The organism is Rhizobium sp. TH135, from assembly GCF_002855515.1.
GTDB lineage: Bacteria > Pseudomonadota > Alphaproteobacteria > Rhizobiales > Rhizobiaceae > Allorhizobium.
On record NZ_PKRP01000006.1, the window covers coordinates 363,199 to 380,015 of the forward strand.

Annotated in this window: 22 protein-coding genes; 11 read left to right on the forward strand and 11 right to left on the reverse strand. The window is 62.3% G+C overall.

What is annotated here, in order from left to right; genetic code table 11:
* Nucleotide 1: 1 nt before the first annotated feature.
* Entirely contained in the window at nucleotides 2–676 is a 675-nt protein-coding gene (locus C0V73_RS19300; protein ID WP_102021614.1) for a type 1 glutamine amidotransferase domain-containing protein, read from the forward strand.
* 156 nt (nucleotides 677–832) lie between these two features.
* Here the strand turns inward: C0V73_RS19300 and C0V73_RS19305 are convergent, their stop codons facing one another.
* Nucleotides 833–1,336: a GNAT family N-acetyltransferase gene (locus C0V73_RS19305; protein ID WP_102021615.1), complete on the reverse strand. Its 504-nt coding sequence runs from the start codon at nucleotides 1,334–1,336 to the stop codon at nucleotides 833–835.
* A 134-nt stretch (nucleotides 1,337–1,470) separates the two neighbouring features.
* On the opposite strand from C0V73_RS19305, the gene C0V73_RS19310 reads away from it, so the two are divergent.
* Complete coding sequence (locus C0V73_RS19310; RefSeq protein WP_102021616.1) at nucleotides 1,471–1,950, forward strand: ABZJ_00895 family protein; 480 nt, start codon at nucleotides 1,471–1,473, stop codon at nucleotides 1,948–1,950.
* A gap of 156 nt (nucleotides 1,951–2,106) precedes the next feature.
* Here C0V73_RS19310 and C0V73_RS19315 read toward each other — a convergent pair whose 3' ends face one another.
* Entirely contained in the window at nucleotides 2,107–2,766 is a 660-nt protein-coding gene (locus tag C0V73_RS19315) for a hemolysin III family protein (RefSeq protein ID WP_102021617.1), read from the reverse strand.
* 200 nt (nucleotides 2,767–2,966) lie between these two features.
* Here C0V73_RS19315 and C0V73_RS19320 point away from each other — a divergent pair, with 200 nt between their 5' ends.
* The gene (locus tag C0V73_RS19320; RefSeq protein WP_102021618.1) at nucleotides 2,967–3,350 is read left to right on the forward strand and encodes an MAPEG family protein; all 384 of its coding nucleotides are present in this window, start codon (nucleotides 2,967–2,969) and stop codon (nucleotides 3,348–3,350) included.
* 34 nt (nucleotides 3,351–3,384) lie between these two features.
* Here the strand turns inward: C0V73_RS19320 and C0V73_RS19325 are convergent, their stop codons facing one another.
* Nucleotides 3,385–3,828 (reverse strand): MarR family transcriptional regulator, encoded by a 444-nt coding sequence (locus C0V73_RS19325; protein WP_102021619.1) that lies wholly within the window; start codon nucleotides 3,826–3,828, stop codon nucleotides 3,385–3,387.
* A gap of 259 nt (nucleotides 3,829–4,087) precedes the next feature.
* Here C0V73_RS19325 and C0V73_RS19330 point away from each other — a divergent pair, with 259 nt between their 5' ends.
* The 3 genes from C0V73_RS19330 to C0V73_RS19340 all read left to right on the forward strand — a co-directional run bounded on the left by C0V73_RS19330 (nucleotide 4,088) and on the right by C0V73_RS19340 (nucleotide 5,804).
* Complete coding sequence (locus tag C0V73_RS19330; protein ID WP_172450233.1) at nucleotides 4,088–5,050, forward strand: MBL fold metallo-hydrolase; 963 nt, start codon at nucleotides 4,088–4,090, stop codon at nucleotides 5,048–5,050.
* A gap of 188 nt (nucleotides 5,051–5,238) precedes the next feature.
* The gene (locus tag C0V73_RS19335) at nucleotides 5,239–5,463 is read left to right on the forward strand and encodes an antitoxin MazE family protein (RefSeq protein WP_102021621.1); all 225 of its coding nucleotides are present in this window, start codon (nucleotides 5,239–5,241) and stop codon (nucleotides 5,461–5,463) included.
* Complete coding sequence (locus C0V73_RS19340) at nucleotides 5,460–5,804, forward strand: type II toxin-antitoxin system PemK/MazF family toxin (protein WP_102021622.1); 345 nt, start codon at nucleotides 5,460–5,462, stop codon at nucleotides 5,802–5,804. The genes C0V73_RS19335 and C0V73_RS19340 overlap by 4 nt, the downstream gene beginning before the upstream one ends.
* 100 nt (nucleotides 5,805–5,904) lie before the next feature.
* Here C0V73_RS19340 and C0V73_RS19345 read toward each other — a convergent pair whose 3' ends face one another.
* The 3 genes from C0V73_RS19345 to xylF all read right to left on the reverse strand — a co-directional run bounded on the left by C0V73_RS19345 (nucleotide 5,905) and on the right by xylF (nucleotide 9,304).
* Complete coding sequence (locus C0V73_RS19345) at nucleotides 5,905–6,690, reverse strand: ATP-binding cassette domain-containing protein (RefSeq protein WP_102021623.1); 786 nt, start codon at nucleotides 6,688–6,690, stop codon at nucleotides 5,905–5,907.
* A 14-nt stretch (nucleotides 6,691–6,704) separates the two neighbouring features.
* On the reverse strand, nucleotides 6,705–8,018 hold the full coding sequence (locus tag C0V73_RS19350) for a sugar ABC transporter permease (RefSeq protein WP_102021624.1): 1,314 nt from the start codon (nucleotides 8,016–8,018) through the stop codon (nucleotides 6,705–6,707).
* Nucleotides 8,019–8,263: 245 nt separating this feature from the next.
* Entirely contained in the window at nucleotides 8,264–9,304 is a 1,041-nt protein-coding gene (gene xylF / locus C0V73_RS19355) for a D-xylose ABC transporter substrate-binding protein (protein WP_102021625.1), read from the reverse strand.
* Nucleotides 9,305–9,542: 238 nt separating this feature from the next.
* Between xylF and C0V73_RS19360 the strand changes: the two genes are divergently transcribed.
* From C0V73_RS19360 to C0V73_RS19375, 4 genes are all read left to right on the forward strand, one after another.
* On the forward strand, nucleotides 9,543–10,754 hold the full coding sequence (locus tag C0V73_RS19360; RefSeq protein ID WP_172450242.1) for an ROK family transcriptional regulator: 1,212 nt from the start codon (nucleotides 9,543–9,545) through the stop codon (nucleotides 10,752–10,754).
* A 207-nt stretch (nucleotides 10,755–10,961) separates the two neighbouring features.
* The gene (locus tag C0V73_RS19365; protein WP_245408035.1) at nucleotides 10,962–11,174 is read left to right on the forward strand and encodes a hypothetical protein; all 213 of its coding nucleotides are present in this window, start codon (nucleotides 10,962–10,964) and stop codon (nucleotides 11,172–11,174) included.
* Nucleotides 11,175–11,250: 76 nt separating this feature from the next.
* Nucleotides 11,251–11,958 carry a haloacid dehalogenase type II gene (locus C0V73_RS19370; RefSeq protein ID WP_102021627.1) on the forward strand — a complete coding sequence of 236 codons (708 nt, stop codon included), beginning with the start codon at nucleotides 11,251–11,253 and terminating at the stop codon, nucleotides 11,956–11,958.
* Between the two features lie 96 nt (nucleotides 11,959–12,054).
* Nucleotides 12,055–12,303: a DUF982 domain-containing protein gene (locus tag C0V73_RS19375; RefSeq protein ID WP_102021628.1), complete on the forward strand. Its 249-nt coding sequence runs from the start codon at nucleotides 12,055–12,057 to the stop codon at nucleotides 12,301–12,303.
* A 33-nt stretch (nucleotides 12,304–12,336) separates the two neighbouring features.
* Here the strand turns inward: C0V73_RS19375 and C0V73_RS19380 are convergent, their stop codons facing one another.
* A complete protein-coding gene (locus tag C0V73_RS19380) occupies nucleotides 12,337–12,774 on the reverse strand; it encodes a YqaA family protein (RefSeq protein WP_102021738.1) in 438 nt (145 codons plus the stop codon).
* Nucleotides 12,775–12,969: 195 nt separating this feature from the next.
* A complete protein-coding gene (locus C0V73_RS19385) occupies nucleotides 12,970–13,275 on the reverse strand; it encodes a hypothetical protein (RefSeq protein WP_102021629.1) in 306 nt (101 codons plus the stop codon).
* 129 nt (nucleotides 13,276–13,404) lie between these two features.
* On the opposite strand from C0V73_RS19385, the gene C0V73_RS19390 reads away from it, so the two are divergent.
* Complete coding sequence (locus C0V73_RS19390) at nucleotides 13,405–13,800, forward strand: DUF1622 domain-containing protein (RefSeq protein WP_102021630.1); 396 nt, start codon at nucleotides 13,405–13,407, stop codon at nucleotides 13,798–13,800.
* Nucleotides 13,801–13,821: 21 nt separating this feature from the next.
* Here the strand turns inward: C0V73_RS19390 and C0V73_RS19395 are convergent, their stop codons facing one another.
* From C0V73_RS19395 to C0V73_RS19405, 3 genes are all read right to left on the reverse strand, one after another.
* Nucleotides 13,822–14,301: a YetF domain-containing protein gene (locus tag C0V73_RS19395; protein ID WP_102021631.1), complete on the reverse strand. Its 480-nt coding sequence runs from the start codon at nucleotides 14,299–14,301 to the stop codon at nucleotides 13,822–13,824.
* A gap of 58 nt (nucleotides 14,302–14,359) precedes the next feature.
* Entirely contained in the window at nucleotides 14,360–14,653 is a 294-nt protein-coding gene (locus tag C0V73_RS19400; RefSeq protein ID WP_102021632.1) for a hypothetical protein, read from the reverse strand.
* Nucleotides 14,654–14,981: 328 nt separating this feature from the next.
* The gene (locus C0V73_RS19405) at nucleotides 14,982–16,670 is read right to left on the reverse strand and encodes a PAS domain-containing methyl-accepting chemotaxis protein (protein ID WP_102021633.1); all 1,689 of its coding nucleotides are present in this window, start codon (nucleotides 16,668–16,670) and stop codon (nucleotides 14,982–14,984) included.
* Between the last annotated feature and the right edge of the window lie 147 nt (nucleotides 16,671–16,817).

Sequence of the window (16,817 nt, forward strand, 5' to 3'; positions counted from 1 at the left end):
CATGAAAATCCTGATGGTTCTCACCTCCCACGACCAGCTTGGCGATACCGGCAAGAAGACCGGCTTCTGGCTGGAGGAATTCGCCGCTCCCTATTACGTGCTGAAGGATGCCGGCGCCGAGATCACGCTCGCCTCGCCGAAGGGCGGCCAGCCGCCGCTTGATCCGAAGAGCGACGAACCGGATGCGCAGACCGAGGCGACCGACCGGTTCAAGGCGGACCAGACGGCGCAGCAGCTGCTCGCCTCGACCACGCCACTCTCGCATATCGATCCCGCCGATTTCGACGGCGTCTTCTATCCCGGTGGCCATGGCCCGCTTTGGGATCTCGCCGAAGACAAGGACAGCATCGCCCTGATCGAGGCCTTCGCCGCCAAGGATCGGCCGGTCGCAACGGTTTGCCATGCGCCGGGCGTGCTGCGCCACGTCAAGGGTCGGGACGGCAAGCCGCTCGTTTCGGGTAAGAAGGTGACCGGCTTCACCAATTCGGAAGAAGAGGCGGTCGGGCTGACTGAGGTCGTGCCGTTCCTCGTCGAGGACATGCTGCGAGAGCGTGGCGGGATGTACGAAAAGGGCGCCGACTGGGGCGTGCATGTGGTGACCGACGGCAAGCTGGTCACCGGCCAGAACCCAGCCTCTTCGGAAGAGGCGGCCAAGGCGTTGCTAAAGCTGCTGTAAGGCAATGGTTCCACCCTCCCCTTGAGGGGGAGGGTCGGAGCGGAGCTCCGGGTGCGGTGAACGTCGGGACGGCCAACAGGGTCACCCCCACCCGCCGCTTTGCGGCGACCTCCCACCTCAAGGGGGAGGTGGAGGCCTCAAGGGAGAGGGGGGGCCTCAGTCGAGCTTCAGCTCCATCATCGTCAGATCCAGCCAGCGGCCGAATTTCTGGCCGACTTCGTGGTGGGTGCCGACGAGGCGGAAGCCGAGGCTTTTGTGGAGGGCGATGGAGCCGGTGTTGCCGGCTTCGATGGCGGCGACCATGACGTGAATGTTGCCAGCCTTCGCGCGTTCGATCAGGGTCGTCATCAGGGCCTTGCCGAGGCCGCGACCGTAGAAATCCTTCTCGACATAGACGGAATGCTCGACCGACTGGCGGAAGCCGTCGAAGGCGCGCCAGTCGCCATAAGAGGCGTAGCCGGCGATGCGGCCGTCGATTTCTGCGACCAGGATCGGGAAGCCGCGCGTCTGGCGCAGTTCGAACCAGGCACGGCGGTTGTCGAGATCGACAAGCGTCTCGTTCCAGATCGCGGTGGTCTCGGCGACGGCGTGATTGTAGATCTCGAGGATGGCCGGCAGGTCGGCTTTCGTTGCGTCGCGGAGAATTGGGAGCATGGTCATAACAGGACTTTTGCAGTTTGCAGCGGAAAAGGCGCCGCGCGAGACGATGATGTGACGGGCGATACTTCGCCGCGTCGACACATCGGGCAACAAGGGGCTAAAGGCAAGACCACGACAGACGGAAAACAATCATCATGACCTCACTCCTTCCCGGCCTCCTGACACGCTTCACCGTCGTCTTCATCGCCGCGCAGCTCTTCATCTACCTGCTGGTGCTGGTGCTCGATAGCTTCGGCTGGGGCGACAGCCTGTCATCGGCCGGCAATGTGGCGGTGCTGATTGCAGCAGGTTCCTCGGCCGGCAGCTTTGTTGCGGAGCGGCTGAAAGCACGACCGAGCTGGGGCATGAGCCTCAAGCTTTCCGCCCTGCTCGCCGTCGTCGCCGTGCTGCTCGGCGGGCTGATCCTCGTCGGCGTTGTCATGATCAACGGGATCACCGGTGTGGAGCTTGAGATGCTGGCCGGCCAGATGGACATGACGCCCATCACGGCGGCACTGGTGCTGGCGGGTGCTTCGCTGGCGCTCAGTTTTCCGGTGACGCTGGCGGGCTTCCGCATCGGCGCCGGCCAGGTGGCCAAGCACCTCGAAAAGCAGGCGAAGCTGACGGAGATTTGAGGCGATTTCGTCTCGGTCGTGATGCTCTGCCTTGTGCCGAGCATCTGCTGAATTTGCGGAGGGTGAGGCGTGAGCGGAGACGTCCAGGCCGGGGCCACCCTTGGCAGATCCTCGGCACAAGGCCGAGGATGACGGTCGTCTAGACCCTGACCACCCTCAGCCGAGGCTGATCGCCGTAAACACGGCCGAATAATGCACGATGGCGGCTGTTACCACGAAGGCGTGCCAGATGGCGTTCTGGAAGCGCAGGCGTTCCCAGACGTGGAAGACGACACCGGCGGAATAGATGCAGCCGCCGACGATGATCAGGGTCAGCGTGACGCCAGGGATGATTTCCGAGAGCGGGCCCATGGCGAGCGCGCCGCTCCAGCCCATGCCGAGATAGAGCAGGATGGCCAGGCGATCATAACGACCGGGGAAGCGGAATTTCAGCCAGATGCCGGTAAAGGCCGTGATCCAGATGCCGATGAGCAGCGCCAGGATCAGCGGGCGATCGGCGCCCTGGACGAGGAAGGGCGTGTAGGTGGAGGCAATCAGGATGAAGATCGCGGAGTGATCGAAGCGGCGCAGGATCCACTTCACGCGCGAATGCGGCCACATATTGTAAGTGAAGGAGACGCCGAGCGAGATGATCAGCCCAAGGCCATAGATCCAGCTGGCGGCGATATTGGCATAGTCGGAATAGACGGTGGCGTAGAAGATCAGCGCGGTGGCGCCGACCAGCGCAAAGACGACACCGATGCCATGGATGATCCCGTCGGCGACCAGCTCGTGCAGGTCGTAGGCGCGGCCAAACTTGAAGTTCTCGGTATTCATCTGGTCTCTTCGTCTTTTCTCAGGGGGCGTCGGTTTCGGGTGGCGAAGCAATGCTCGGGATGATGGCGGAAATGGCCCGGTCTCACAAGCGGCGCTGACTTCACAAACGCACCGTGACCGTAACCTTCCTTGCTTGCGCAATCGTGACACGGCGCCTACCAATCAATGGTTACCGTGCCAATTTGTTGCCGAGAAAAATCATGCGCTTCACCATCCTTGCGACCTTTTCCGCACTGCTCACTTATTGCTGGTTCCTGCTGAAAGTCGGCCAGGCGCGCCGCAAGTTCGGCGTCGAGGCGCCGAAGACGACGGGCAATGCAGATTTCGAGCGGATCTTTCGCGTGCAGCAGAACACAGTCGAGCAGATGGTGCTCTTCCTGCCCTCGCTCTGGATCTTCGGCTTTTACGTTTCCGACATGCTGGCCGGGCTGCTCGGCCTCGGCTGGACCGCAGCGCGTGCGCTTTATGCGGCCGAGTACTACGACGATGCGAAAAAGCGTGGGCCGGGGGCAGCACTCACGTTTCTGATCGGCATCGTGCTTCTCGTGGTCGGGACAATCGGGGCGCTGATCAAGGGGGCCTGAACGCCTTCAAGGCTTAGGAATCGGGGATCAGGGATCAGCGGCTGTCGCCGACCAGCACCTTGCGCAGCGACTGAAGCGTTTCGACCAGGTTTTCGTCATCGATGAAGCGCGGGCCGACCAGAGCCTTCAAATCCTCGTTCAGACGGTCGGCGACCGGTTTCAGCGCGATGCCCTTCTCGGTCAGATGGACATTGACCTGGCGCTCGTCGATGCGTGAGCGGCAGCGGGTGAGTAAGCCTGCCTGCTCCAGGCGTTTGATCAGCGGCGTGACCGTGCCGGATTCCAGCGCCAGCCGTTCGGCAAGCTGCCCGACGGTGAGCCGATCTTCGGCCCAGAGCAGCCGCATGGCCAGATATTGCGGATAGGTGAGATCGAGTTCTTCCAGCAGCGGACGATAGGCACGGGTGAAGGCAAGCGAGGTCGCATAGATGGCAAAGCAAAGCTGGTGGTCCAGGCTCTTTTCATCCTTGTCCGCCATGCGTTCGTCTCCATCCGGGTGCCGCGCCCTTCACTGACCGGGCTGGTCACCGCTTGTACTGACAACGTCTTGTCATCGGCAGGTGGTATAGGCTGGGCGACCCGACACAGGCAACCTCAAAGCAACTTATATCACGTCAGGCGATATTACGACTTGTGCGCAAATCTCTCGCGTGACAGATATGTTCGCGCAACCTATTGCGCGCGGTGTCCGCGTGACGGAAATGGTGCTCCGAGCTATCTCGAATGGGAGATCTACCATGCTGATCAATCGTCGTTCCCTGTTGCTGACCGGGGCTGCTGCCGGCCTTGGCGCTGCTCTTTCCACCTCGGCATTTGCCGCAGCACCGCTTGCGGGTGTCCAGGCGCCGGGCTTTTATCGCCGCAAGGTCGGAAGCCTCGAAATCACCGCCCTGCTCGATGGCTTTGCCCCGCTGTCGGTCGACAACTTCTCCGGCGCTGACAAGGCCGACCTCGTCGGCATTCTCAACCAGGCCGGCCTCACCGAAAGCCTGCCGACCTCGGTCAATGCCTTCGTCATTAATTCCGGCGAGAAGACCTATCTCGTCGATACCGGGCTTGGTGCAAACCAGATGTTCGGCCCGACGCTTGGCCGCACGGTCGCGAACCTCGCTGCCGCTGGCATCACGCCCGACCAGATCGATGCGGTGATCCTGACCCATGCCCATCCCGACCATGCCGATGGCCTGGTCGGCGCGGATGGCGCGGCAATCTTTGCCAATGCCGAACTCGTTCTGCATGAGAAGGAAGCAGGCTTCTGGCTCGATGACGGCGCGCTTTCCAGCGCCCCTGACGGCCTGAAGCCGATGTTCGATCTCGCCCGCAAGGCGCTTAAGCCCTATGAGGCGCGCACGCGTCTGGCAAAGGATGGCGAGATCTTCCCAGGCGTCGAGATGATCCTGTCTGCCGGACATACGCCCGGTCACAGCATCCTGCGCGTCGCCTCAGGCGCCGACCAGATGCTGATCGTCGGTGATACCGTGCACAATGCGGCTATCCATGCCGAGAAGCCGGATGTCGGCTTTGCCTTCGACATGGATCCTGCCGAGGCCGCCGCCAGCCGTCGCCGGATCTTCGACATGGTCTCGGCCGACAACATGCTGATCGCCGCCACCCATATCGCCTTCCCGAGCTTCGGCCGGATCTTCGTCGATGGCGACCACTACCGCTTCCAGCCGGCGGATTACGCTTACACGCTGTAAGGCATCGCGCGGCGACGCGAGTACGGATGGCAAAACAGATGGGACCGGGCCTTGTGCCCGGTTCTTTGCGTTGGGGCGGACCACAGGCGGGTGACATGCAGGACCAAGGGCAGAGTGCATATCGGGATATCTTGGCGTGTTTGCAGTACGTGATAGGTTACATGTAACCATGCTTGTAGGAGCCTTACATGACATCGGCATCCAAGCCTAAGTCGTCACGCATCAAGGTCGCCGAGCATCGCCAGCGGCTACGAGCGCAGGGACTTCGACCCATCCAGATCTGGGTGCCGGACATCAGATCTCCTTCCTTCAAGGCGGAAGCCAGCCGGCAGTCGCTGGCTGTCGCCAAAAGCGAGCAGGCAAAGGTCGACCAAGACTTCATCGACGCGGTTTCCGACTGGACCGATGAATGAGACGCGGAGATATCTGGACGGTGGCCGGGGGCAATGACTATGCCGAAAAACCGCGCCCGGCGGTCATCGTGCAAGACGACAGTTTTGACCAGACTGGGTCGGTCACCCTATGCGCCTTCACCTCCGACGAGACCGAAGCGCCTTTGTTCAGGCTCCCGGTTCTCCCGACCACCAGCAATGGCCTGCGGCAGCCCTCTCGGCTGATGGTGGACAAGATCACGACGGTTTCGAAATCCAAACTCGGTGAGTGGGTCGGGCGACTGGATGACGAGGACATCGTACGGCTTAATCAGGCGATGCTGGTCTTTCTCGGACTGGCGGGGCCTCAGCGCCAAAGGTGACCGGTTAGGCTACCGACCTTGGGGTGCGTATCAGCGCGCCCAAAACGCAAACGAGGGAGCTTAACGCCCCCTCGCCTGTCTCACTTCATTGTCGCGACGTTCAAGCCGTCTGCATGGCACCCGGTCCGGGCACTGCTCCCGGAGGGCACTTGCCGAGGATGATCATGCCGAGCACTTCGTCCTTGGTGACATCCTCGGTGCGGGCGTGGCCCACAACGCGGCCGTTCTTCATGACGAAGACGCGGTCGGCGAGGTCGAAGACGTCGTGGATGTCGTGGCTGATCAGGAAGATGCCGATGCCGTCCTTCTTCAGCTGCTGGATCAGTTCGCCGACCTGGGCGGTTTCCTGCGGACCCAAGGCCGCCGTCGGTTCGTCCATGATCAGGATCTGGGCGTCGAAGAGGATCGCACGGGCGATCGCCACCGACTGGCGCTGACCACCGGACAGTGCCTTTACCGGTTCCTTGAAGCGCTGGAAGTTGGGGTTGAGACGCCCCATGACTTCGCGGGCCTTGGCTTCCATCGCGACGTCGTCGAGTGTGCCCCATGCGGTGCGCAGCTCGCGGCCGAGATAAAGGTTGGCGGCGGCATCGACGTTATCGGCGACGGCGAGCGTCTGGTAGATCGTCTCGATGCCATACTTCTTGGCGTCGCGCGGATTGTTGATATCGGCGAAATCGCCTCGGACCAGGATATCGCCGTTGTCGCGCTTGTAGGCGCCCGACAGGATCTTGATCAGGGTCGACTTGCCGGCACCGTTGTGGCCGAGCAGTGCCACGACTTCGCCCGGGAACAGGTCGATCGAGGCGTCATCGACGGCGTGAATGCCGCCGAAGGAGATGGAAACGTTGCGCATTTCCACGAGGGGGGTACGATTTTCCGACATGAGTTCAACTCCCCTTACTTCGCACGGGCGCGGTAGACGGTGTCGAGCCAGACCGCGACGACGAGCACGATACCGATGACGATGCTCTGGAGCGGTGTGTCGAGACCGAGCAGAACCATGCCCGAATTCAGTGATTGCATGACGATGGCACCGAGCATGGCACCGGCGATGGTGCCGACGCCGCCGGCAAGCGAGGTGCCGCCGATGACGGCTGCGGCGATGGTGTAGAGCTCGTCGAGCGTGCCCTGCGCATTGGTCGCAGCGTTGAGGCGGGCGGTCGAGATGGCAGCGGCGATGGCGCAGAGTGCACCCATCAGCGCGAACATCTTGACGGTCACCCACTTCACCTTGATGCCGGCAAGTTCAGCCGCTTCCGGGTTGCCGCCGATCGCGAAGACATAGCGGCCAAAGCGGGTGCGGTTGGTGATGAAGGCCATGACCATGGCGATGCCGATGGCAATGAGAACGGGAACGGCGATGCCGAGACCGATCTGCAGACCACCTTCCGGCCAGGCGATGCCGTTTGCTTCGGCGTATTTGCGGGCGAGGTTCACCGGCATGTAATAGCTGTTGGCCACCCAGACGGCGCCGAGCACGGCCACGCAGCCGGAGGCGACGAGGAAGTATTCAGCCCAGATCGGACGCAGCGGGAAGCCGAAGCGCCGACGCTGACGGCGGGTGTTGAGAATGGTGAGCACGATCATCAGGCAGGCGACGAGGCCAACGATCCAGCTGGCGGTGACGCCGATCGAACCATCCGCACCACCACCCATCAGGCGATAGGTGGTGTCCATGGGCGCGACGGTAGCACCCGAGGTGACCATCCAGGCCGCACCGCGCCAGACGAGCAGGCCACCGAGCGTGACGATGAAGGCGGGCACGCCGAGGAAGGCAATGATGACGCCATGCAGGGCGCCGATCGCGGTGCCGACGAGGATGCCGGCGGTGAGCGCGATGATCCACATCATCGGATGCTCAAAGCCGATGATCGGCGGCAGGATGCGGGCCTGAAGCACCGCCATGATCATGCCGACGAAACCGAGGATCGAGCCGACCGAAAGGTCGATGTTGCGGGTGACGATGACCAGCACCATGCCGGTCGCCATGACCGAAACCGAAGCCGCCTGAACCGAGAGGTTCCAGAGGTTACGCGAGGTGAGGAACAGGCCGTCCGACAGGATGTCGAAGCCGACCCAGATGATCCCCAGCGCGATCACCATGCCCAGCAGGCGCGTGTCGATTTCCGTGGCTTGAAAGAAGCGTTTTACCGCTGAAACATTGGATGCCCGAGCACCATGTGCGGGCGTGGCAAGGCTGTGATCCGCCATACGAATAATTCTCCCCAGTCGTTTGTCGGCTTGCGAAGGGCTCGCGTCTCGCGCGGGCGTTCGGGCGTTCTACCCGCCATGCGAATCGAGGCATCTCATTCTTCGGCGGCTGATGGATCACGCCGGCGGTGGCCCCTTGAAGCCGTCCGACACTCTCCTGCTGCCATGCTCTCGATCAGTCGAAACGCCGCAGCGCAAACGGCTGCGGCGTTCCGGCTCAAGCTCTGTGGTCAGTCACGGACGGATCAGTTGCAGGCAGCAACGGAACCGGCGGCAACGCCCTGGCATGCTTCTTCCTTGGAGATCCAACCCGCGTCGATGACGGTGTTGAGGTTTTCCTTGGTGATCGGCAGCGGAGCGATGAAGTAGGAGTTCATTTCGACGCCCTTCGGGCCGCCGGAGAACTTCACGGTGCCTTCGATTTCGTCCATCGACTTGCCAGCGGCCAGTTCGTTGGCGATTTCAGCAGCCTTCTTGCCGAGTTCGCGGCTGTCCTTCCAGACGGACACGGTCTGGGTGCCGAGAGCAACGCGGTTCAGAGCGGCCTTGTCGCCGTCCTGACCGGAGACCGGAACGGCGCCTGCGAGACCCTGGGCTTCCAGAGCTGCGACAACACCGCCGGCCATGCCGTCGTTGGACGAAACAACGGCGTCAACGGCGTTGTTGTTGGCGGTCAGGAACTGCTCCATGTTCTTCTGGGCAGCTTCCGGCTTCCAGCCGTCGGTGTAGGCTTCGCCAACGTTCTTGATCTTGCCGGCGTCGATGGCTTCCTTCAGAACTTCGATCTGGCCCGAATAGAGGAAGTCAGAGTTCGGGTCGGTCGAGGCGCCCTTGATGAAGACGTAGTTGCCTTCCGGCTTCGCCTTGAACACTTCGCGAGCCTGCATGCGGCCCACTTCCTTGTTGTCGAAGGTGATGTAGTAGGCGTCCGGGTTTTCGATCAGACGGTCGTAACCGACGACCGGGATACCTTCAGCAGTGGCCTTTTCGATGGCCGGGCCGATGGCTTCCGAATCCTGGGCCAGAACGATCAGGGCGTTTGCACCCTGTGCGATCAGGCTTTCGATGTCGGTCAGCTGCTTGGCGGCAGACGTCTGAGCGTCGGCAGAGATGTACTTGTTGCCGGCGGCTTCAAGGGCTGCCTTGATCGCGGCTTCGTCTGTCTTCCAACGCTCTTCCTGGAAGTTCGACCAGGAGACGCCGACGGTCAGGCCTTCGGCATTGGCAACAGAATGCAGGCTCACGATGACGGCAGTCGCTGCCATCAGCTTCATAACGGATTTCATTTTAAACCTCCCAAGGTGATAGCGGACCGTCGGAAGACCTCCCAACCATACGACCCGCTGCGAAACTGCCCTTACCCCATGGACCCCCGTCCAATGGTTTTTCTCGACAGTCGAGAAAATAACTGTCAGAAGATTCTCACGCTGTCAACACGGCCCGGAGGAGGCTTGCCAAGACAGTGACCAAATGCTTTGGGAGGAGCATGCGGTGGACCAGACGAGACCGGGCGACAAGCCCATCATGACAGCCAGTCCAAGGGCGAGCACGGAGGCCGTTCGCCACCAGAACAACGGATTGGTATTGAAGGTGCTCCGGCGTGAGGGGCCGCTGGCGCATACCGATCTTTCGGCAGCGACGGGGCTTTCGTCCGCCACGGTTTCTGCGATTACCGCCCATCTCGAAAAGAATGGATTGCTGGAGCGGCGCGAGGTTTCCAACCCTGGCCAGCGCGGTCGGCCACGTGCGCTCTTTGCCCGGCGGCGGGATGCAGCCCATGTGATTGCGGTCCGAATCTCCTCGCATGCGGTGCAGTATTCGCTGGCCGATTATCGCGGCACGATGATCGACCGGTTCGAAGAGGCGCGCGAACAGGGGCCGGAATCACCCAGACGTTTTCTCGACGGGTTTCGCGCCGCGATCGGCCGGCTTATCCAGCGCTCGCGCCTGCCGGCCTCCGCCATCTCGACGATCTCGATTTCCAGCAAGGGATTGGTCGACCGGGAGGGGGCGAAGCTCCTGTGGTCGCCGGTCTTCGGCTATGAGGAACTCGACTTCGAGACGGCGCTTTCGGATTTCGGCAATAGCCGCATCCATCTCTTCAACGAGAGCCTGCTGGTGACCCATGCGCTGGCGCTTCGGCTGGCCAAGAACCGCGCCACGCCGCTCGCCTCGCTTGCCACGCTGTCGCTCGGCCATTCGATCGGGCTTGGGATTGCCTATCGCGACCAGCACGGGGATCTCGAAATTCGGGCGCCGAATTTCGGCCATATGCTGCATGCCGATGACGGCAAGCTCTGCCGCTGCGGGGCGATCGGCTGCATCGAGGCCTCGGCCGGCTTCTACGGCATCCTGCGCATGGCATTCGAAGTGCCGCCGGACACGATCCCAGCGAAGTTCGTGCCGCTTGCTGAAATGGAAAAGATTGCCAGCCGCGCCCGCCAGGGGCACCGTGCCTCGCAATATGCCTTCCGCCAGGCGGGGCTGGCCCTCGGTCAGGGGCTGTCGCGGATGCTGAGCCTTGCCGAGGAGACGATGCCGATCGCGATCACCGGGCCGGGCACGCGCTTCATGGATCTCTTGACCCGCGGCCTCGACGAGGGGCTGGCGCAATCGCAGCATGTACGCGTGCGCGGCGCGCCGGAGATCCTCATCATCACCGAGGAAGAGACGCTGGTGTTCGAGGGCCATGTGGACCGGGCGCTGACGGAGATTGACCAGGATCTGGGTGGGTAATCATTCCGGGCGGCCGTCTCAATGCTAGGTGAAGGGTGGAGCGCTCGCGAAATTTCGAATCGACGCTCGCGAAAAGCTCAGGCATAGCAGCACGCAATTCAAGTTTTGACGCGCCGGCGGACATTCGCTGTGCCCGCGTCATCCGATCTGCGGCCTGGCCTCAAGACTGAGTGGGCTAAGATCGGCAATGTCCGGAGAGAGACCCCGATGATTAAGATCATGGTTTTGCTGCATGCGGCTCAAGGCCGGGACTGGCAGACGCCGCCGAAGGGCACGAGCCTGAAGACCCTGGCAGAGGCTGAGGAACAGGGTCTGATCGAGATCCGTGGCGAGTTTCAGAAGCGCCAGTTCCGGCTGACGACGCGTGGCTTTTCGACCGTCGAACACGACCGAAAGCGGCTTGCGGCACGCCTCAGCTGATTACGGCCTCGCGCGGGTCGCTCGCCGCTTGAACGGTGGGCGCCTGCGCCCTACCCTCCTTCAAGGAGGACGCTTCATGACAGACGCAATCGCATCGCAGGATGAGGAAGGGCTCAATACCGGGCCAGCGGCCTATGTCTTCGACGCCTATGGCACGCTGTTCGACGTGCATGCGGCCGTGCGCCGGCATGCCGACGCGATCGGGCCGGATGCGGCAGCCTTTTCCGATCTCTGGCGGGTGAAGCAGCTCGAATATACCTGGGTGACGAGCCTGATGGGGCAGTATCGGGATTTTCAGGCGCTGACCGAAGATGCGCTCGACTTCTGCCTTGCCCGGTATCCGGCAGTGAAACCTGCAGTGCGGGCTGATCTGCTCGAGGCCTACAAGCGGCTCGATTGTTTTGCCGAGGTGCCGTCGGTTCTCGGCGCTCTGCGAGAGACCGGCGCGAAGATTGCCATCCTCTCCAACGGCACGCCACGCATGCTGGACGAGGCGGTGGACGCCGCCGGCATCGGGCACCTGATCGACGATATCTTCTCGGTGGATGCGCTGAAGATCTACAAGACCGCACCTTCCGCTTATGCGCTCGTCACCTCGACCTACAGGATTGCCACACCGGACATCGCCTTCCAGTCTTCCAACCGCTGGGATATCGCGGGTGCCAAGGCCTTTGGCTTTCGCTGCCACTGGATCAATCGATCCGGTGCGCCGGACGAATATGCGGAGTTTGCGCCGGACGAGATCTTCCCATCGCTCGACGGGCTGCTGCCGAAACGCGCTTGAGTGGATCGACGATGGCGGAAAAGCGATTTGACCGTTATAGAGCCGCCACGAACAGGTGCTGACGCGCCGCTTGAGACGATGGAAAGACGTGAAGACATGAGCCAGACCTGGAGCAAACCCGTAATCCTGCACGGGATCGGCGAAGAGGGCGAAGACGTTGTGGTCGACTGTTCGCTCGGCGCGTCCTGGGCGCTGATCGAGGACTGGCCGGAGGAAGAGAGCGAGGCGCTGGACAAGGCCCTGCTGGTGCTCGGCGCTGTGGCCCAGGGCAAGGCAAAGGAAGAAGACGGCCGCAAGGCGCTGATTTCGGCAGCACTGGCAGCCGGGGTGAAGATCACCGCCTAAGGCGGAAAGCGCCCGCCCCCCTGCCCTGTCACGTCACATGAGGCCGAGCGTCACCGCCGCGAGGACCAGATAGCGCCCGGCCTTGGCGACCGTCACGAGGACGAGGAAGGTGAGGAAGGGCGTGCGCAGGACGCCGGCGACGACGGTCAGCGGATCGCCGATGATCGGCACCCAGGACAAAAGCAGCGACCAGATGCCGAAGCGGCGATACCAGGCCTCGGCCTGAGCGAGCCTTGGCCGGGACACCGGAAACCAGGGCCGGTCGCGGAAACGCTCGATGAAACGGCCGAGCAGCCAGTTGACCACCGAACCCAGCACATTGCCTGTCGTTGCGACGAGCAGCAGAAGGACGAGCGAGCGATCGCCCGCGACGATCAGGCCGACAAGCACGGCTTCCGACTGCGCCGGCACGATGGTCGCGGCGATGAAGGCAGCCAGAAACAGGGCGAGATAGGAAGCGAAAGCGGTGATCACGCAGCCGGTCTAGCGCGGGCGTTCGGCGCTGGCAATCGGCGGTGAGCGGCACCGATCATCGGCTGCTCACAATCGGGCGAGGCAAGACTGCACAAACCGGATGCCAGACATGGAATGGCCGCCATGCATCCGGGGGACGATGCATGGCGGCCTCGATGGCCCGGGGGCTGGCCATCAGTACTCTAGGGTCTGTCAGACGACCCGGCGGGCGGCCTGTTCGATGCGCTCGGCAGACGACACTTCGTCGGCATCGATCACGCGCGTGCCTTCAACCCGGGCACCGGGCTGCAGACCATCAAACCCGACATCGCGGACCTGATGCGGCGAAGGCGTGGTGATTGCACCATGGTTCGGATCGTTGACGTCCTGGCCTTTCACGCCGTCTTCGGTGCGCGCATGTTCGCCCGGGGCGTTGCGCGTCTCGCGCTCCCTGGTCGCATCGGCGATCAGCTGGTCGAGTTCGTCTGCGGTCATGGCGCTCAGATCGAAATCCTGCATCGGGTCTCTCCCTTTGTTTTTCTGTTCAGAGCTTCAACGCGCGAGTTTGAAAAAGGTGCCACGGAGGCCGCGCGATCTTTGCAACGGATTGGGACCGTAAGCGTTCAGCCTTCGGAGGGAGCGCTGATCATGGATTTTACCAGCATCATGCATATCGTCACCCGGGCCATTGAGGCGGTGGGGGTGGCGGTGATCGTTGTCGGGATTGCCGGGGCGGGCTATCGCTATCTGACAGCCCCACGCACATTGTCGTCCTATCGCAATTTGCGGGCGGGCATGGGTCGGGCGATCCTGCTCGGGCTGGAGCTGATGGTTGCCGGCGACATCATCAACACGGTGGCCGTGGAGCCGAGCCTCGATTCCGTGCTGGTGCTCGCCGTCATCGTGGCCATCCGCACCTTTCTCAGCCTGTCGCTGGAAGTCGAGATCTCCGGGCGCTGGCCCTGGCAGGGCGAGCGCAGCGAACTGTCCCTGCATCGCGGCAAGGCGGACGCGGACGAGCGAGGCGGGGAAGATCGAGGCTGATGCTGCTTCGACACGCTGTGTTCATCGCTTGATGATGCTGAGTGTGCCGTCGCTTTCGAGAACCGCGGCCTCGACTTGTTCCAGATCGTCACGGTCATTGGAGCGCACCGCGCTCATGATCTCGTCCTCGGTGATGCGCTGTTGCAGCATGGCCTGACGGCAGAAACTTCCGTGGCGGACGAGCAGCGTCGGCTCCGAGCGGATCGCCTTGGCCGCCAACGGCGAGCGGACAGAGGCGAAGGTGACGAGATATTGCAGCAGGATGAGCAGGCCAAGCGCCGTTGCGCCGTCGGCCAGCGCGATCGATTCCTGCAGCAGAATGGCAGAGAGCGTCGAGCCGAGGGCAACCGTGACCACAAGATCAAATGCATTCAGCTTCGACAGCGTGCGTTTGCCCGAAATGCGCAGAAAAAGCACAAGCGTGGCATAGGCGAGCGTGCCGACGAGAAGCGTGCGCCCGATGCCGGGCCAGCCCTGAAACAGCATGCTCTGCCAGTCCATGCCGATCCTCCTTCTGTTATGAGAAGCCTGATATCAGCGGCCAATCCTGGACCGCAATTCAGCGCTCGGCATTGTCGGCATTGGCGAGTGGCGATGGGCGGCCGTCGGGGCCATCCGGGGCTTCGCGCTGGTCGACGTCTTCCATGTCCTGATCCACCAGAAAGGTGTCGGTGCCGCCGAGGCGGCCTGCCTCGCGCGCGGCGTCCTGACGGGTGGCATCGATTTGCTCGTCGAGGTCGCGGTCAACCGACTGGCGATCATTGCCTTCGGCTGTGCGGTCGGCAGGAGGGCTGGTCCGATCGGTCGGATTGCGGGGATCGTTTTTCGGGTGAGTGCTGTTGTCGCTGGTCATCGAGGTTCTCCGTCCCTGGGTTCGGGCTTTATCTCTCACCCAACGACAGGCTGCCGGGTTTCGTTCCGCAGGAGACGGTTTGAACTGATGGAGGGGGCTGGCAGATGTGTTGCACGAGCGCATCTGGAATTCCGCTGCCCGCGGCTTGCGACTGGCGCGACGGAATGGGCATGCCGCAGGACAAGGCGCGGCGGTCCGGCATGAGCCTGGTCGTTGTCTTCGTGTGCCAGGCCAGCAAATAAACGTCCCGCCAGGTGGATGGCAGGACGCGTGATGTAAAAGGGTATGAGGTGTTAGGCTCAGCGGTCGCGGCGTAGAGAGCGCAGTGTCAGGCCGCCCGACCCATCGATCGCGGCGCCTGTCCGCCCCTTGCGCCCGTGGTCTGGAAGCGGGAGACCATGGTGAACAGTTCGCGTGCGCTTTCGGCAAGGGAGGCTGCCGTGGCGCTCGCTTCCTCGCCGGTCGCCGCACTCTGCTGGGTCACCTTGTCGAGCGTGTTGATGGCGCCGTTGATCTCGCCGATGCCCTGCGACTGCTCACGGGCGGCAATGGCGATGGCATCAACATTGCCGTCGATTTCCTGCACCTGGTCGACGATCGACTGCAAGGCATGACCGGTCTTGTCGACCAGGCTGACGCCGTGCTGCACGGCATCGGAGGCCTTGGCGATCAGGCCCTTGATATCCTTGGCGGCACTGGCCGAGCGCTGGGCAAGCTCGCGGACCTCCTGGGCGACAACCGCAAAGCCCTTGCCGGCTTCGCCTGCACGGGCGGCTTCCACGCCGGCATTCAGCGCGAGAAGGTTGGTTTGGAAAGCGATCTCGTCGATCACGCCGATGATGTTCTCGATTTCCTTGGAAGAGCTGGCGATTTCGCCCATGGCCGTTGTCGCCTGCTTGACGACGAGACCGGAGCCTTCGGCATTGGAGCGCATCTCGCCGACCAGTTTCGTGGTTGCCTGTGTGCGGCCCGTCGTGTCCTTGATCGTGGTGGTGATCTCTTCCAGGGCAGCGGCCGTTTCTTCCACCGTTGCCGCCTGGCGCTCGCCATTGGTGGCGATGCCATTGGCGATATCATTGATGACGGCCGCATTGTCCGACAGGGCCTGGACGGCATGAACAATGCCGCTCAAGGTATCATCCAGCGCATGGGCGGCGGTGTTGACATCCAGTCTCGTCGCCTCCAGCACCGCGTCCACGGGATCGTTGAGGCGCACGGTCAGGTCGCCTTCGGCAAGTTTCTTGATCGCGGCGCCGATGATCTTCACGGCCTTCATGCGTCCGCTGATGTCGGTTGCGACCTTGATGACCCGGTAGACTTTGCCACGGGAATTAAACACCGGCGTGTAGGCGGCCTGGATCCAGACCTCGCGGCCGCCCTTGCCATAACGCACGAAGTTCGAAGCGGTGAACTTGCCGGCACGCAGGTCGTCCCAGAAACCGGCATAGTCGGAGGTCCCGACATAGTTCGGGTCGCAGAACATACGATGTTGCTTGCCGATAACCTCCGAGCGGTCATAGCCCATAGCCTTCAGGAAGTTGTCGTTGACCTCGACGATGGTGCCATCCGGTTCGAATTCGATGATCGCCTGCGACTGATCGATGGCGCGCAGCCGATTGTTGTCATGCAGGGCGACGATCTTGGTTGCGGTGATATCGGATGCGATCTTCAGAATACGAGTTACCCGGCCGCCAGAATAGACGGGATTGTAGGTCGCCTCGATCCAGACATCTTCGCCAGCCTTGGTCTGGCGGCGAAACTGCCCACCCTGGAAACGGCCAGCCGCGAGATCGGACCAGAAGCGCTGGTAATCCGGCGACTGGCGGATGGCGTCCTCGCAGAAGATGCGGTGATGCTTGCCGACGATCTCGTCGAGACGGTAGCCGAGGGTTTTCAGAAAGTTCTCATTGGCATCCAGGACCGTGCCATCTGGCGCAAACCAGATCATGGCCTGGGTCGCTGAAAGCGCTTTCATGTCGTCGGCAAGCTTATTCGCGTTCAGGATATTCGAAAGCATTGGCAGCGCCCTCATTGCACATTGCCACAATCTAAAACACGGTCGCGTTAATGGTTACTGAATGTAGTCTTGCGAATTGTTAAAAATCATAAACGTGATGCGCGAGCACTGTCAGGACCATGCACAGAGGTTGAATGCGGGGGTGCT

Coding starts and splice junctions, on each gene's coding strand:
- C0V73_RS19340 (WP_102021622.1), top strand. CDS start 5,460: ATGAGACGCGGAGATATCTGGACGGTGGCCGGGGGCAATGACTATGCC.
- C0V73_RS19370 (WP_102021627.1), top strand. CDS start 11,251: ATGACAGACGCAATCGCATCGCAGGATGAGGAAGGGCTCAATACCGGG.
- C0V73_RS19325 (WP_102021619.1), bottom strand. CDS start 3,828: ATGGCGGACAAGGATGAAAAGAGCCTGGACCACCAGCTTTGCTTTGCC.
- xylF (WP_102021625.1), bottom strand. CDS start 9,304: ATGAAATCCGTTATGAAGCTGATGGCAGCGACTGCCGTCATCGTGAGC.
- C0V73_RS19310 (WP_102021616.1), top strand. CDS start 1,471: ATGACCTCACTCCTTCCCGGCCTCCTGACACGCTTCACCGTCGTCTTC.
- C0V73_RS19385 (WP_102021629.1), bottom strand. CDS start 13,275: ATGCAGGATTTCGATCTGAGCGCCATGACCGCAGACGAACTCGACCAG.
- C0V73_RS19320 (WP_102021618.1), top strand. CDS start 2,967: ATGCGCTTCACCATCCTTGCGACCTTTTCCGCACTGCTCACTTATTGC.
- C0V73_RS19390 (WP_102021630.1), top strand. CDS start 13,405: ATGGATTTTACCAGCATCATGCATATCGTCACCCGGGCCATTGAGGCG.
- C0V73_RS19375 (WP_102021628.1), top strand. CDS start 12,055: ATGAGCCAGACCTGGAGCAAACCCGTAATCCTGCACGGGATCGGCGAA.
- C0V73_RS19395 (WP_102021631.1), bottom strand. CDS start 14,301: ATGGACTGGCAGAGCATGCTGTTTCAGGGCTGGCCCGGCATCGGGCGC.
- C0V73_RS19305 (WP_102021615.1), bottom strand. CDS start 1,336: ATGACCATGCTCCCAATTCTCCGCGACGCAACGAAAGCCGACCTGCCG.
- C0V73_RS19365 (WP_245408035.1), top strand. CDS start 10,962: ATGATTAAGATCATGGTTTTGCTGCATGCGGCTCAAGGCCGGGACTGG.
- C0V73_RS19350 (WP_102021624.1), bottom strand. CDS start 8,018: ATGGCGGATCACAGCCTTGCCACGCCCGCACATGGTGCTCGGGCATCC.
- C0V73_RS19360 (WP_172450242.1), top strand. CDS start 9,543: ATGACAGCCAGTCCAAGGGCGAGCACGGAGGCCGTTCGCCACCAGAAC.
- C0V73_RS19300 (WP_102021614.1), top strand. CDS start 2: ATGAAAATCCTGATGGTTCTCACCTCCCACGACCAGCTTGGCGATACC.
- C0V73_RS19330 (WP_172450233.1), top strand. CDS start 4,088: ATGCTGATCAATCGTCGTTCCCTGTTGCTGACCGGGGCTGCTGCCGGC.
- C0V73_RS19405 (WP_102021633.1), bottom strand. CDS start 16,670: ATGCTTTCGAATATCCTGAACGCGAATAAGCTTGCCGACGACATGAAA.
- C0V73_RS19400 (WP_102021632.1), bottom strand. CDS start 14,653: ATGACCAGCGACAACAGCACTCACCCGAAAAACGATCCCCGCAATCCG.
- C0V73_RS19335 (WP_102021621.1), top strand. CDS start 5,239: ATGACATCGGCATCCAAGCCTAAGTCGTCACGCATCAAGGTCGCCGAG.
- C0V73_RS19315 (WP_102021617.1), bottom strand. CDS start 2,766: ATGAATACCGAGAACTTCAAGTTTGGCCGCGCCTACGACCTGCACGAG.
- C0V73_RS19345 (WP_102021623.1), bottom strand. CDS start 6,690: ATGTCGGAAAATCGTACCCCCCTCGTGGAAATGCGCAACGTTTCCATC.